Origin of the sequence: Hymenobacter sedentarius (assembly GCF_001507645.1) — a bacterium.
Lineage (GTDB): Bacteria > Bacteroidota > Bacteroidia > Cytophagales > Hymenobacteraceae > Hymenobacter > Hymenobacter sedentarius.
Genome location: NZ_CP013909.1, coordinates 2,744,925 through 2,760,340, shown reverse-complemented (window position 1 = coordinate 2,760,340; position 15,416 = coordinate 2,744,925). Strand labels below are relative to the sequence as shown.

The window sequence follows — 15,416 nt, the reverse complement described above, 5'->3', positions numbered from 1 at the left end:
CTTGCCGCCTCAACTAAGTAACAACCGAAGCCGCGCATTGCCATGGCAGCGGCTACATTTTGAGCACCGTGCGCTTGTAGGCCCGGCCCGTTACTGGCGACACTCGCACCAGGCCGCCCAAAATGTCCTGCACTTCGGCCGTGCGGCTTACCATTTCTTTATCGGTCAAAAATTTGCGCCCGGGCAGCAGGTCCGGCAAATTGTCCAGAATGTGCTGCTGGCTGCTGGCGGCCTTGGCCATGAGGTCATACTGGCTTTGCATGGCGGGCCGGAAGCCGTAGGAATAAACGGCGGCGTGGTTCCAGGCGCGCCACGTTTCGCGCACCACCAAGGCCTGGTCGGCAAACATGGGTCCGGCCTTGGCGGCTTCGGCTTGGTTGGTGAGGTACTCGGTCTGGGCATTGGCGCTCCAAAAGCGTTTGGCCAGCTCTCGGAACTGGCGCAGGTGCTTGGCATCGGCCTTTTCGGCAGCGGGCATTCGCTTCAGCTGCTGCTCTACGCAGCCAGCCACCACGCCCTCGTAGCTGGGAATCACGGAGGTGGCTACTTCCGTGAGCTGGGGCGCGGTGTGGGGCACGCGAGCGGCCGCGGCCTTTGCTGCCGCCGCGGCATCATTTTTTTGTTTGATGAAATGAAACGTGCCCGCTCCAATGGCTAGCACGGCCGCCAGCAGCACCACCGCGCCGGTTTTGGAGCTGGTTTCTTTAGTCTCGACTGGTACGTAGGCCGGGGTGTCGGGGCTGACGGTGGGCAATAGGCCCCGGCGCTTCAATTCGCCCCGTGCCGCATCTACCACGCTGGGCTGATAATAATCGGGGTGCTCGACGAAAAACAGAAGTTCGGCGTCGGTTTTCTTGTGGTAGAAGTCGGTAGCGGTTTCGGACACGGCAGTAGTTGGGGCTGAGGAATGAATGCGGACAGCAAGTTGGCGAATGGCGGGCAATAAGCCATTCCCAACCGTTGAGCCCCGCCGCCGTAAACCTTCTCCCAGGGCCACCGCGCCCCAATTAATCTTTCATTTTCTCCTAGCCATGCCCATTCCCGAGCCCACCCCCACCGACCCGCGTCCTGACCAAGCCAGCACCGGCGGCCAAACCACTTCGCAAGGCACCGACACCGACCAGAACGCCACCGGCAACCCCGAAGCCGGCACTGCCCAGGACGGCGCTATCCCCAAGAGCACCCAGGAAAACATGGGCGACGGCGCAGGCATCCGCGGCGACTACGGCAACGCCAGCCAGACCAATGGCCTCGAAGGCGGCCCTGAACAGCCCCAGACCGATACCGAGCTGACCGGCTCCTGAGTTAAAGAACAACCCGCAAAACGCAGGCGGAAGCAAGCAGTACCACGTGGCCCAACCCGGCCGGGGCTGCTCGCTTCTGCCTGCTTTTTGCGCAATAGGCTCGGCCAACTTGCGTTGTCAGACTATATGCTACTGGTGTGCTCCGTAATTTGCAGCACTTATTCGTGCTGTTGATATCTGATTAATGCTCCGTTCTTTCCACGCTGGCCGTTTCCTGTTTTTTCTATTTGCCATTGCTTGGAGCAGTTTGGGCGCTCCGGCGCAGGCCCGAATCTCTGCCGACTCCACCGATACCCCGCCGCCCAAGCACGAGCTGCGCGGCATGTGGATTGCCACGGTCGAAAACATAGACTGGCCCAACCAGCGCGGCCAGGCCCCGGAGCAGTACCGCCGCGACTACCGCCGCCTGCTCGACGCTGGCCAGCGTGCTGGCATCAACGCCGTGTTTGTACAAATCCGGCCCGCTTCGGATGCCTTCTATAAGTCGACTTTAGAGCCCTGGAGCAAGTGGCTCACCGGGGTGCAGGGCAAGGCCCCCGCCGGGGGCGACGACCCCCTGCCTTTCCTCATCACCGAAGCGCACCGGCGCGGCATGGAGTTTCACGCCTGGTTCAACCCCTACCGCGCCACCATGGACTCGGTGACGCGCCGCCTCGCGCCCAACCACCCCTATCGCCAGCACCCGCAGTGGTTTCTGCGCTACGGCGGGCAGCTGCTGTACAATCCGGGCCTGCCCGAAGTGCGCGCCCACATCACCCGCGTGATTCTCGACGTGGTGCGGCGCTACGACATCGACGCCGTTCACTTCGACGACTATTTCTACCCGTACCCCGAGCCGGGCCAGGTGTTTCACGACGAAGCTGCCTTCCGCGACTTTAACCCCGACCACTTTGAGAAGCTGGCCGACTGGCGCCGCAACAACGTGAACGTGCTGATTCACGACCTGCACGACAGCATCCGGCTGGCCAAGCGCTGGGTAAAATTCGGCATTTCGCCCTTTGGCGTGTGGATGAACAAATCGGCCGACCCGCTGGGCTCCGACACCCGCGCCGGGCAGCCGTCTTTTTCCAATCTGTACGCCGACTCCCGCCTGTGGCTGGAAAAAGGCTGGATTGACTACATCGTGCCGCAGCTGTACTGGAGCTCCAATTTTCGCCTCGTGCCCTACCCCATCCTGCTGGAGTGGTGGACGCGCAATCACTTCGACCGGCACCTCTACATCGGCCACGGCACCTACCGCATGCTGGAAAGCACGCGCTCCGATACCACCTGGCGCAACCCGCGGGAGCTGCCCCGCCAGATTCGGCTCAACCGCTCGTATGATGGCGAGGCGCCCGGCAGCGTGTTTTTCTCGGCCAAGTCGCTCCTGGCCAACCCACTGCACACCACCGATTCGCTGCGCCAAAACCTGTTCCGCTACCCGGCGCTGGTGCCCCCCATGCCCTGGATGGATGCCGTGCCGCCCCTGCCCGTGGCCAACCTGACGCTGCGCCGCCTCAGCCACTACGTGACCCTGAACTGGCAGCCCGGCCCCGCCGCCCCCGATGGCGACGTGGCGACGTACTACGTTCTCTACCGCTTCGAAGCCAACGAGCGCTCGACGCCCAACGACCCGCGCCGCATCCTGGCGCTGCCCCGCCCCGCCCCCGGCTTCCCCGCCACCTTCGTGGACACGGCCGCCGTGCCCGGCCAGGCCTACGCCTATTACGTGACGGCAGTAGACCGCCTGCACAACGAAAGCCGGCCCATGCGCGTCATCACCATGGGGCTGCAATCAACCGAAATAGCCCAGGGCCAAGCCCCCGCCGGCGCCACCAGCACCGGCGCCCGGCCCGCCACCGTGGCCGCGCAGCCGGGGGCGAGCCGCCCGCAGCCGCGCATCGTGCTCCGGCCCAATGGCCCGAACGAAAGCCCGGAAGCCTCAACGCCATTCACCAAAGTCAAGATGAAAGTTAAAGAGAAGCCTAAGCGGCGCGGCTTCTTCGCGAAGCTGTTTGGGAATTGATTTTTAAAAGCAAAAAAGAGGCTTTCCAATATGGAAAGCCTCTTTTTTGGTGGATTGTGTGCGCTTGAATTCATCACCTGAGGGATAACTAGAAGCGACGGCCGGCGAAGCCAAGCAGAATAAATCGAAGGTCGGCGTAGCCAAGCATCACACTCGGGGCAGGAATTAAATCGGCTGTCATGCAGAGCGCAGCGAAGCATCTTATCACCGTTGGACGACTCGTTCGCACCTGATAAGTTGCTTCGCTGCGCTCTGCATGACAAGAGGCGCGAGCGAACTGCTGCGCAGCAATCCGCATGACGTTTTTTATTGAGCTAGTTTCCTGAGAGCGTTGCTGCTGCCACGCCCAAATTGATACTTAGCCCAACCAGCACCAAGAAAAGTATATTCTTTTTGCCGGGAATTCGTACCCATTTATATGCTGCTGTAGAAGACATATCAAGGCCGCGCCTGCAGCGTTTGTAATAACCTATAACATCATCAATGCGCACAAAATTATTCGGCTGGTTGCTCGGGTTTCTAAGTATTCTGCCGCTGGCTGGCCGCGCGCAAACCGAAACGGCGACGCCCAAGACGGTGCCAAAACCCGTGGCAGAAGCGGCGGCTCCGGCCACGGTACCCAAGCCAGCATCGCCTCGGCAGTTGTTTCCGGGCCTGTTTGAGGCCGTGCAGTTGGGCCGGATTTTCCGCGACGGCAAAACCTTCGTTGATGCGGCGCCTCGGCAGCGCCCGGCCACCATACTGGCCGCGTGGCAACGCGAGAAAAGCAAGCCCGGCTTTCAGCTCAAGGCGTTTGTGGAAACGCACTTCGTGCTGCCAACCGATAGCGTAGCCACTTTCCGCAGCAATGTCCAGGCTGGCCTGCGGCACCAGCTCGATACGCTCTGGACGGTGCTGGCCCGGCCCGCCGCCCCTCCCGCCGACCCCAACGATTCGCTGGCTGCTTTCCGCTCCCTGCTGCCGCTCCCGAAACCCTACATCGTGCCCGGGGGCCGCTTCCGCGAGATGTATTACTGGGATACCTACTTCACAATGCTGGGCTTGGCCGAAGCCGGAAAAGGGCAGCTTCTACACGACCTTACCGACAATTTTGCGTTCCTGATAAGCCGCTACGGCTTCGTGCCTAACGGCACCCGCAGCTACTACCTCACCCGTTCGCAGCCGCCGTTTTTTGCCAGCATGGTCAACCTGATTGCCAAGGACCAGGGCAACGGGATGCTACTACGCTACCGCGCGGCCCTGGAGCGCGAGTATAAGTACTGGATGCTCGGGGCCGAACAGCTGGCGCCCGGCACCGCCGCCCACCGCGTGGTGCGCCTGCCCAGCGGCGCCGTGCTCAACCGGTATTGGGACGAAAGCACGCAGCCCCGCGAAGAATCTTATGCCGAAGACGTGAAAGCCGCCAAGCTCAGCAAGCAGGCGCCGGCCAAGTTCTACCGCAACGTGCGCGCCGCGGCCGCATCCGGCTGGGATTTCAGCAGCCGCTGGTTCCAGCCTGGCGGTGGGCTGGCCACCATCCAAACCACCGACCTCGTGCCCGTGGACCTCAACTGCCTGCTCTACCAAATGGAGCAAACCCTAGCCGAAGCTTGCCGCGTGGCGGGCCAGCCCGTGCAAGCCCGCGACTATACCGCCAAAGCCACCCGACGTCGGGCCGCGCTCCTGGCCTTGTGCTGGGACAGCAAATTGGGCTGGTTTCAGGACTACAATTGGGCTAAGCGCCAGCGCTCGGCGGTGCGCACGCTGGCGGGGGTGTACCCGCTGGCCTTTGGGCTGGCTACGCCGGCTCAGGCTACCCGGGTGGCCAAGGAGCTGAAAGGTAATTTTCTCCGTCCCGGTGGGCTGGTCACCACCCTGAGCAAAACCGGCCAGCAGTGGGATGCGCCCAATGGCTGGGCCCCATTGGAGTACTTGGCCATCGAAGGGCTGCGGCGGTATCAGCAGCTGCCCCTGGCCGACACCGTAGCCCGCCGCTGGGTTGGGCTCAACCGCCGCGTGTTCACCCAGACCGGGAAGCTGTTAGAGAAATACGACGTGGTGAACCCAAACCGGCCCGCCGGGGGCGGCGAGTACCCCTTGCAGGACGGCTTCGGCTGGACCAACGGCGTGCTGTTGCGGCTGCTGGAGTGGTACAAGCTGGAGTAACACCATGCCTGAACGGTGTAGAGACGCGACACTTCGCGTCTCGGCGTCCGCGCCGTTAAAGAATCGTTGGAGTGTCGTTCAATGAGGAGACGCGAAGTGTCGCGTCTCTACACCGTTCTGTATACTACCCCAAACAGCACTTGGCTTAGCATAAAAAAGGGCCGCCTTCCAACGAGGAAAGTGGCCCTTTTTTCAATCTATTCAGCGACTACCGAATCTGAGCGGTTTGCTGTTTCGCGCTTACAGGGAGCGGTATTCAAACTTTACCCTACCGATTCCGCCGCTGGTACTGGGGCGCACGGCCTGAATGCGTAGCAGCATGACTTCGCTGGTGCCGCGCACTTTCACGGCGTACACGTCACCGGCGGTGGCAGTGCCCAGGTCAGCCACGAGCGTGTTTTGGAAGACGAGGTTGCCGATGGCATTGGCCGTGGCCGTCGCATACGGGTTGGCCGTCAGTTGCGCGGCGGTGAGCTTGTAGTAGCGCGTGGTGTTGGGCGCGTTCAAGGTGAGGCTACCCGTAGCGCTCAGGCCGCTCACTTGCAGGTCTTTGCCGGCTACGGGGCTGGCGGAAGGCTCGTTCAGGCCGGTCTTCAGGTTGAAGGCCAGCGAGTCGGGCGTGGAGCCGGCGCCGAAGCTAACCCGGCCCAGGCGCGAGGTGGCAAGGGCCGTGGGCGTACCCACATTCACCGGGGCCGAAACCAGTGTAGTGGAACCAGCCTGAGCGTATGCCGTGAAGGCAAACGTAACCGCCTGCCCGTTGCTGCCGGCCGGTACTTTCACATCAACCGTGCGGGTGTTGGTCACGCCGGCGGTGGGGTTTTTCACCACGCCCTGGCGAACCAGCGGCCCCGTACCAATGCGGGAGAAGTACGTGAGGCTGTCGACGGCTTTAAACAGCTGGGCCGTGGGCGTAGCGGTGGGCGGCGGGAAGGTCGAGACCCCGTTTTCGTTAATAATCAGCGAGTAGCCAATCAGGTCGTTTTCGCTCTGGGCCGCGGCGGCCAGGCCGTTGCGGTACGTAGCCGGGGTGGCCCCAAATTTCAGCGTGGGGTTGTTGGCCACGTTGTACGTGAAGCGGCGCAGGCGCGTAGCCCCGTTGGCAAACGTCGAGATGACGTCGACCCGCACGGGCAGGCCATTGGCCACGTTCGGCACCACGTAGGGCACCGTTTGCACCGTTAGGCCCAGGGCGGTATTCAGGGTGCCGCCGGCGTTGTACGTGCCGGTGGTTACCGAGTCGGTTTTGTTAATTACCTGGAAAACAGAGACGCTCTTGAGCTGGTCGGCCGCGTTGTAGCCCAACGAAATCGGAATGGTTTCGCCCACCGCGTACTTGGTGTTCACGGCGAGGTTGGGCAGGGTGATGGACGCAAAGCCCGTGTCGCCGGCGGGGGTGTAAAAATCGTCGAGCTCTTTTTTACAGCCGGTGGCCAGCACGGCCAGAGCGAGTAGCCCGCACAGCGTGGTGCGGGCCGGTATATATGATTTCATAAACAGAGTCAGTTATGTGAGGCCCGAAAGCCGGAAAAGGAAAGCGCGGCCTGGCCGCGGGGAGCCTCAGGGCATGTCAAACCACAGCGGCTTGGTCACGTAGTCCTGGTCGGAAGTGGCACCCACTTCGGAGTAGAGGCCGGCCACGGCGTTCGGGTTCACGGTCACTTCGGTGGCGCCGGGCAGCAGGCGGCGGGGGTATTTGCCGGCCAGTGGGCCGGTGCCGCTGCCGCTGTAGGTCGGGTACTGGAAGTTCACATAAATCAGGGGGTCGAAGTCGAGACGGCGCAAATCAGACCACGAGTCCGGGTTGAGGAACATGGCAATGTACTTCTGCTCCATGATGGACCGGAGGGTCAGAGTATTCTCGGACTGGGGCACGGCAGCGCTGGCCAGGTAGGCGGCAATCTGCGCGTCGGTGATGACGGGAAACGTCACGGCCGGAGCGGCGAAGGTGCCGCCCCCGCTCATTTTCTTCATGTGCGCCCGGATGCCTTCTTTCAGCGAGCTCAGCGCCAAGGTTCTATCCCCAGCCCGGAAAGCGGCTTCGGCTTCAATAAACTTCACCTCGTGGTAAGTAATGGCCTCGTAGTATCCCAGGTCGCGGGCGTACCAGCTGCCGTAGAAGTCGGTGAGCGTGGAGCCAGGCGTCAGGTTGGCGGTGGAGCTAGTGCCGGCACCGGGCGCGGCGCCGGTGCTGGTGGTCGGCGCTATCACCCCAAAACGGGGGTCGACTACCCCCGGAAAGGTGGTGCCGTTGATGTACTTGATGAAGTTGGTCGAGAACGTAGCGCCGCCGAAATTCGACCGTGTGGTGCCGAAGATGTTGGTCGTGCCCGCGAGCGGGGCCGCGGCCACCTGGAACTGAATCTGGGCATCGTCGGCCGACGACTTAAAGGCATTGGCGCACAAAGCCAGCACCGCCTTGGGGTCGTAGCTGGCTTTCTTGGTGAGGTGCTGGGCCTGGCGGGCCTTGAGGGCATAAGCCAGGCGCTGCCACTTGAGGGGGTCGCCCTTGTAGAGAATGTCGCCGCTTTCGCTGGGGTTGGTGCTGTAGAACGGGCGGAACTCCGCGCTGGCGGGCTTGGCCATTTCTACCGCACCCTCGTCGCAGAGCCGGTTGATTACCTTATAGATATCTTCCTGCTTGTCGTATTTGGGCGTGAAGTTGGCCCCGCCCTGGTAGGCTTCCGAGTACGGAATGTTGCCCAGCATGTCGGTGGCGTGCGCCAGAATCAGAGCCTGCATGATTTTGCCGGCCCCCACGTAATACGGCGAGCCTTCTTCCTGAGCCGTCTTTATCATGCCGGGGATGTTGCCGCCCGACTGATAGTAGGAGTAGTTGAAGGTATTGGTGCTCTGGGCGTTGGTAAAGAAGTACTGGTCGTTACCGCCGCTGTTGGCGGTGCGGCTTACCACGTACTGCGTGATGTAAGGCACGCGCAGCGACGTGAACATCTGGGTTTGAAGGCCGTTGGAAATAATGCCCGGCAACACGAAGTTGGGGGTGGAAACCACCGGGTTGTTGGGGTTGTCGTTTACGTCGAGGAATTTCTCGCACGACGTAAGGGCGCTGCCACTCAGCAGCAAGCCCAGGCCCATCAAAAAATGTTTCAGGTTCATATAATAGCAGGAAGGACAGCGCTAGCCGTCGATTAGAAATTCACACGCACAGCCATGTCCACGCCGCGCGTGGCGGGCACGTTGCCGTAGTCAAACCCACTCGAGCCGCCGCCGCGCACACCGGCGCCAGCTGCGGAGGTTTCGGGGTCTGCGCCGCTGTACTTGGTCAGCAGCACCAGGTTGCGGCCGGTCACGCTCAGCTCCACGCCTTTGATGAAGCCGGTGCGGGACAGGAACGTCGCGGGTACGGCGTAGCTCATGGTCACGTAGCGCAGGCGGGCCCACGAGCCGTCTTCCACGAAGGCGGTGCCCGTGCGGCCCAGAATGCTGGTGTAGTACGTCTGGGTCAGCTCAACGGGGCGCGAGTTAGGCGAGTAAGTGCCGTCGGCGTTTTTCACCACGCCGTCGAACACCACTTGCTTGTAGCGGTCGGCGGTGCGGGGCGAGGTGCCCACGCCGGTCTGGTACCAGTCGTTGCCGTTCACTACCACGCCGCCCACGCGGAAGTCGAGCAGCGAAGTCAGCGACAAGCCTTTGTAGGTAAACGTGTTGGTGAGCTGGGTGGTAAAGCGCGGCGCGCGGTTGCCAGCGTAAGTAAAGTTGGTGTTAACCGAAGGGTAGCCCGTGCTGCCGATGATGACCTTGTTGTAATCGGGGCTGTTGGGGTCGGTTACGCGCACAAAGTCGGTGGCGCCGAGGCCCGTGATGGGGCGGCCCGGGAAGGCGCCGCCTTCGTGCACGTCCGTGATGAAGGCATCCGACTGGAAGATAACCGTGAGCGGGAAGGGCAGCTCTTCTACGCGGTTGGTATTATGGTAGAAGTTGGTAATGATGTCCCAGGAGAAGTCTTTGGTTTTCACGGGCGTGCCGGTCAGCGAAACTTCCTGGCCCTCGTTGGTCACGATGCCGCCGTTGATGTACTGCAGAATGAAACCGGCCGCCTGGCTCACGCGGGGCGCGATAATCTGGTCCTTGGTGCGCGAGTAGTAATAGTTGAAGTCCAGGCCCAGGCGGTTCTTGAAGAACTGCAGGTTCACGCCGGCTTCGTAGGTGCGGGTGCGCTCGGGCTTCAGGTTGGGGTTCGAGCCAAAGAAGTCGTTGCGGAAACCGCCGCCGATGTAGGTGTTCTGAGCCAGGGCAGACTGCACCCGGTACGGGCCAGTGTCTTTGCCTACCTCGGCTATCGAGGCGCGCAGCTTGCCGTAGTTCAGGATGTTGTTCTGCTCCAGGCCCAAGGTTTTGGTAAACTCGTAGCCCAGGCCGGCCGAGCCGTACAGGAAGCCTTTGCCGTAAATCTTGTTCTCATCGGGCCGCGGCAGGGTCGACGACTGGTCGTAGCGGGCCTGCAGTTCCAGAAACAGCTGGTCGAGCAGCGTCAGGTTCAGGCGAGCGAAGTTGCCGATGAGGTGGCGCTTGGTATCGCGCTGCAATGCGTTGCGGTTCACCGTGTTGTTGAGCCCCACGAAGGTGGGGTTCTGGAAAATCAGGCCGAGGTAGTCCACGGCCTGGTCCTGGTTCTCTTCAATGGTGTTGCCCAACACGAGCGCGCCGCCAAAGTTGTCGTTGAAATCGTGGGTGAAGCTGGCCAGCGTGGTGGCGGTTGTCAGGCGGAACTGGTCCACGGTTTCGGCCAGGCCGCCGTTCTGGTTGCCAATCTGCGAAGTGCCCACGGCGCGCACCGAAGTCGTGCGCGAGGTGTACAGGTCGGTGCCGATGTTGTGGCTCAACGTCACCCATTTAAACGGCTTGAAGCTGAGCTGCATGTTGCCGATGAAGCGGTTGGTGCGGTCGGTCTGGGGGTTGTTTTGCACCGTCCAGTAGGGGTTGTCGGCGTCGGCGTCGGTGCCGTTGCCGCGCGCCAGCAGGCGGCGGCGGGTGCCGTCGGGGTTGAGGTAGTTGCGGGCATCGTCATCGCGGGGCCAGTTGAGCAAGCTCAGCAGGAAGCCGCCCGACGACTGGTACAGGCCGGGGCCCTGAATGGGCCGCTCGCCGCCCGTGGTCAGGTATTGGGCCGCGCCGCTCACCTTGAGCTTGGGCGAAATCTCGGCCGTGCCCGACAGGCGCACCGTCGTTTTGTCGTACTTGCTTTCGGGCACTACGCCGGATTGCTGCAGGTTGGAGGCCGACACAAAGAAGCTGGCCTTGTCCGAACCGCCCGACATGTTCAGGAAGTTTTGGAAGTTGTGGCCCTTGTGGAAGAAGTTGCCCACGTTGTCGTACACCTGCTCGCCCGGCGAAAAGCGGGGGCCAAACGAGATGCGCGTGGTGGGGTCGGTGATGCCGCTGGAGCCGCGCTTGTACAGGTCTTGCATCTTGGGCAGGCGGCTCACCTCGTCTACCGAGTACTGGGTGCGGTAGTTGAGAGTGGTGCGGCCGGCCACGCCTTTTTTGGTGGTAATCACCACGGCGCCACCGGCGGCGCGCAGGCCGTAGAGGGCGGCGGCGGCGGGGCCTTTCAGCACCGTGATGCTTTCAATGTCTTCGGGGTTGAGGTCGCCGGCGCGGTTGGCCGAGCCCACCGAGCGGCCCAGCAGGCCGTTGAACTGCGAGCCCGCGCCGGGGGCAGCGCTTTCCGAGAAAGAGCCGTTGTCCATTATCATCCCGTCGATGACGAACAGCGGCTGGTTGTCGCCGTCGAGCGAAGTACCTCCGCGGATGATGATGCCCGAGCCTTCGCCCGGCGCACCGCCCGAGGAGGTGATGTTGACGCCGGCCACTTTGCCTTGCAGCGCGTTCACCACGTTGGTCTGGCGCGAGTCGATGATGTCCTTGCTCTTTACTTCCTGCACGGCCGTCACGAGTTCGCGCTTGGCCTGGGCCAGGCCGTAGCCCGTCACCACCACTTCTTCGAGGCCGGTGGTGCTTTCTTTCAGGGCCACGTCCACGCTGCCATCGGCGGGCACGGCGCGCTCCTGCGGCGCGTAGCCGATGAAGCTAAATACCAACGTGGCGCCCGGTGCCGCCTGCACCGAGAAGCGGCCATCGGAGCCGGAGGTGCTGCCCGTGGTGGTGCCTTTCACCAACACGGTCACGCCGGGCAGGGGGGTTTGGTCGGTGGCGGAGGTAACAACGCCCGTCACGGCGCGAACCGTTTGGGCCCAGCCGGGAGGCGCCAGCAGCACATCTAGCAAGAGCAGGAGTAGCCAGTAATTTTTTTTCATGTGAATAAGTATGGGGTGGGAAAACAGGAAAATGGAAGCCAACAAAAAAAGCCGGAACCCCGGCAAGATGCACCATCAGGTTCCGGCCTAGCGGCGCGGAGAAAACACTATGCGGCTACAACACAACGGTATGTTCGTATTTGGGCTGGTATAAGTGTGCATCAGTAGAGTAGCGGGCCTGCGTCGGATGGGCGAAATGTTCAGGCAAAACTCAACCAAATGTGCGCACAAAAATCGATTTTTCGTGCTGGACTACGGTTGAGAAAGCGCTTTGCTTGAATAGAAAAACCTGATTATTAAAGATTATAATAGCTTTGATTCCTGGTTCGCTTTCGCCTATTTCCGGTTTGGTTGCCTGTCTCATTACCCCATCTTTTCCCTGCACCCATGGCCCCCACCCTTGCCACCTTGCCCACGCACGCCGGCGCCCGCCTGCCCGTCAGCATCTACGCCGACTCCGACGAAGCCTCTGCGGCCGTGGCCGCGCAGATTGCCAACCTGATTCGCACCCGGGCCGCCGAAGGCAAGCCCTGCGTACTGGGCCTGGCCACGGGCTCGTCGCCCACGCGGGTGTACGAGGAGCTAGTGCGCCTGCACCGCGAAGAAGGGCTGAGCTTTCAGAACGTGGTCAGCTTCAACCTCGACGAGTACTACCCCATGGCGCCGGGCTCGCTGCAGAGCTACGTGCGCTTCATGCGCGAATACCTGTTCGACCACGTCGACATCCGGCCCGAAAACGTGCACATCCCCGACGGCACCGTGCCGCCAGAGCAGGTGGCCGCGTACTGCCGGCGCTACGAGGAGCAGATTAAAGAAGCCGGGGGCATCGACCTGCAGCTGCTCGGCATTGGGCGCACCGGCCACATCGGCTTCAACGAGCCCGGCTCGGGCCCGGCGTCGCGCACCCGCATCATCACCCTCGACCACGTGACGCGCACCGACGCGGCCTCCGATTTTTACGGCGAAGAAAACGTGCCGCGCCGCGCCCTCACCATGGGCGTGGGCACCATTCTGGAGGCCCGCCGCATTGTGCTCATGGCCTGGGGCGAAGGCAAAGCCGCCGTGGTAAAACGCATGGTGGAAGGCGACGTCACGGACTCTGTGCCCGCCACCTACCTGCAAAGCCACCCCGATGTGCAGGTGGTGCTGGACGAAGCCGCCGGCGCCGAGCTTACGCCCCGCAAAACGCCCTGGCTGCTGGGCCTGCCCTGCAACTGGCACGACGACGCGCTGGTGCGCAAAGCCGTGACCTGGCTGGCGCGCTGCGTGAGCAAGCCCATTCTCAAGCTCACCGACGAGCAGTACAACGAAAACGGGCTCTCGGAACTGCTGGCCCAATCGGGGCCGGCCTACGACATCAACATTCGGGTGTTCAACGAGCTGCAGCACACCATTACGGGCTGGCCCGGCGGCAAGCCCAACGCCGACGACACCTACCGCCCGGAGCGGGCCGCTCCCTTTCCGAAGCGGGTACTCATCTTCTCGCCCCACCCCGACGACGACGTTATTTCGATGGGCGGCACGCTGCTGCGGCTGGTAGACCAAGGCCACGAGGTGCACGTGGCCTACCAGACTTCGGGCAACATCGCCGTATTCGACGACGAAGCCATCCGCTTCGCGGAGTTTGTGGCCGACTACGACCACGCCTTCCGCCTGCCCGCCGTCGAGCCCGCCGACAACCTCTACCACCGCGTCACGGAATTCCTGAAGAACAAGCCCCCCGGGCAGGTCGACTCCCACGAGGTGCAGCAGATAAAAGGCCTTATCCGGCGGGGCGAGGCCAAAAGCGCCTGCCGCCTGGCCGGCATCCCCGATGCCAATGCGCACTTCCTCGACCTGCCCTTCTACGAGACCGGCCGGGTGCGCAAAAAGCCCCTCGGCGACGAGGACATTCGTCTAACCATGGAGCTGCTCAACCGCATTCAGCCCCACCAGATATACGCGGCCGGCGACCTGAGCGACCCCCACGGCACCCACCGGGTATGTTTGGCAGCCATTTTCCAGTCCATCCACCAGCTCAAAGCATCGGGTACGCCCTGGCTTGATGACTGCTGGGTGTGGCTCTACCGCGGCGCCTGGCAAGAGTGGGACATCGACCAGATTGAAATGGCCGTGCCCCTCTCGCCCGATGAGCTCACGCGCAAACGCCGGGCTATTTTCAAGCACCAGTCGCAAAAAGACCGGCCGCTCTTCCCCGGGGCCGACCAGCGCGAGTTCTGGCAGCGCAGCGAGGCCCGCAACCGCACCACCGCCAAGCTCTACGACCAGTTGGGCCTGCCCGAGTACGAGGGCATCGAAGCGTTTGTCCGGTGGGAGTTTTAGGCGTTATTTGTCCACTGAGGCATTTTATTAGGCACAAGCCGGCACAAAATACTTTTGTACCGTTACTGTAGTTTATAGAGGTCCTAGTATGAATTCTTACGTTGCGCGCCTCTATCAGCTTGCGGGCCAGCCCAGTCGCCGCATCATTGGACTTATGTCGGGCACTTCACTCGATGGGCTCGATGTAGCGCTCTGCCGCCTCACGGGCCATGGCCCAGGCACGCAGCTTGAGCTGGAGCAGTTCCGCACCGTGCCTTACAACGACGACACGCGGGCCCGCATCCGCACTGTGTTTGCCAAAGAGCAGGTCAGCTTGGAATACCTCACGCTGCTCAATCCCTGGCTGGGCAGCCTGCACGCCGCTGCCATCCTGGACTGCCTGCGCGAGTGGCAAATAGCCCCGCACGAGGTGGACCTGGTGGCCAGCCACGGCCAAACGGTGTACCACGCCCCACAGCACCAACATCAGCGCCCCGATTTCTCCATTAACGCCACCTTGCAGCTCGGCGATGGCGACCACGTAGCCGTGGGTACGGGCATCATCACCCTCAGCGACTTCCGGCAGAAGCACGTAGCTGCTGGCGGCGAAGGAGCTCCCCTGGCCGCCTACGGCGACTTTCTGCTGCTGAGCAGCCCCGATGAGGAAAGGCTGCTGCTTAACCTGGGCGGCATTGCCAACTTCACCTACCTGCCCCGCACCGGCGGCGATGCCAGCACCGCTTTCAGTACTGATACCGGGCCCGGCAATACCCTGCTCGATGGTAACGTGCGCACCCACCGCCCCGGCCTGCAGTACGACGAAGACGGCCGCCTAGCCGCCGCGGGCCACGTGCACAACGGCCTGCTAGCAGCCCTGCTCCACCACCCCTTCTTCGCCGCTCCCCTACCCAAAACCACGGGCCCCGAATTATTCAGCCCAACTTTTCTGGCCGAAGCCCAGCAGCGCAGCAACACTGCCACCCTGAGCCTGGAAGACACGCTGGCCACCCTGGCCGAGCTGAGCGCGGTGGGCGTGGCCCGGGCCGTGCAGGCGGCATTTGCGGAGCGGCCGGCCCCCACAGCTGTGTACACCAGCGGCGGCGGCGCCCACAACCCGGCCTTGATGGCGGCGCTGGCCCGGCACCTGCCCGGTGCCCGCTTCCAGAGCACCGATGTTTTGGGTGTGCCCGGCGATGCCAAAGAAGCTATTCTATTTGCGGTATTGGCCAACGAGGCCGTGGCGGGCCAGCCGGTGGCCATTGGCGCCGGCCGGCAGCGGGTGCCGGCCGTGAGCATGGGCAAGATTTCCTTTCCGGGCTGATTTGGGCGTTCTAAATCGGATTCCTTTTTAAAGCAGATGCAATAAAAACGCCGGTCATGCTG

At 62.5% G+C, this 15,416-nt stretch carries 9 protein-coding genes; 5 read left to right on the top strand and 4 right to left on the bottom strand.

The features are described 5' to 3' along the window. Window positions 1-52: 52 nt before the first annotated feature. A complete protein-coding gene (locus AUC43_RS11275) occupies window positions 53-886 on the bottom strand; it encodes a hypothetical protein (protein WP_068193292.1) in 834 nt (277 codons plus the stop codon). 145 nt (window positions 887-1,031) lie between these two features. On the opposite strand from AUC43_RS11275, the gene AUC43_RS11270 reads away from it, so the two are divergent. The 3 genes from AUC43_RS11270 (at window position 1,032) to treF (ending at window position 5,454) form a co-directional block, all read left to right on the top strand. Then, window positions 1,032-1,304: a hypothetical protein gene (locus AUC43_RS11270; RefSeq protein ID WP_068193289.1), complete on the top strand. Its 273-nt coding sequence runs from the start codon at window positions 1,032-1,034 to the stop codon at window positions 1,302-1,304. A gap of 184 nt (window positions 1,305-1,488) precedes the next feature. Continuing rightward, entirely contained in the window at window positions 1,489-3,309 is a 1,821-nt protein-coding gene (locus AUC43_RS11265) for a glycoside hydrolase family 10-like protein (RefSeq protein ID WP_068193287.1), read from the top strand. A gap of 483 nt (window positions 3,310-3,792) precedes the next feature. Beyond that, entirely contained in the window at window positions 3,793-5,454 is a 1,662-nt protein-coding gene (gene treF / locus AUC43_RS11260) for an alpha,alpha-trehalase TreF (protein ID WP_068193284.1), read from the top strand. 240 nt (window positions 5,455-5,694) lie between these two features. Here treF and AUC43_RS11255 read toward each other — a convergent pair whose 3' ends face one another. The 3 genes from AUC43_RS11255 to AUC43_RS11245 all read right to left on the bottom strand — a co-directional run bounded on the left by AUC43_RS11255 (window position 5,695) and on the right by AUC43_RS11245 (window position 11,732). Continuing rightward, complete coding sequence (locus AUC43_RS11255) at window positions 5,695-6,948, bottom strand: hypothetical protein (RefSeq protein WP_068193281.1); 1,254 nt, start codon at window positions 6,946-6,948, stop codon at window positions 5,695-5,697. A 66-nt stretch (window positions 6,949-7,014) separates the two neighbouring features. After that, complete coding sequence (locus AUC43_RS11250; protein ID WP_068193278.1) at window positions 7,015-8,571, bottom strand: SusD/RagB family nutrient-binding outer membrane lipoprotein; 1,557 nt, start codon at window positions 8,569-8,571, stop codon at window positions 7,015-7,017. A 32-nt stretch (window positions 8,572-8,603) separates the two neighbouring features. Then, the gene (locus AUC43_RS11245) at window positions 8,604-11,732 is read right to left on the bottom strand and encodes a SusC/RagA family TonB-linked outer membrane protein (RefSeq protein WP_068193275.1); all 3,129 of its coding nucleotides are present in this window, start codon (window positions 11,730-11,732) and stop codon (window positions 8,604-8,606) included. A gap of 387 nt (window positions 11,733-12,119) precedes the next feature. Between AUC43_RS11245 and nagB the strand changes: the two genes are divergently transcribed. Further along, entirely contained in the window at window positions 12,120-14,054 is a 1,935-nt protein-coding gene (nagB, locus tag AUC43_RS11240) for a glucosamine-6-phosphate deaminase (RefSeq protein WP_068193272.1), read from the top strand. Between the two features lie 88 nt (window positions 14,055-14,142). Next, window positions 14,143-15,354, top strand: coding sequence for an anhydro-N-acetylmuramic acid kinase (locus AUC43_RS11235; protein ID WP_068193269.1), 1,212 nt, complete (start codon window positions 14,143-14,145; stop codon window positions 15,352-15,354). Window positions 15,355-15,416 lie beyond the last annotated feature (62 nt).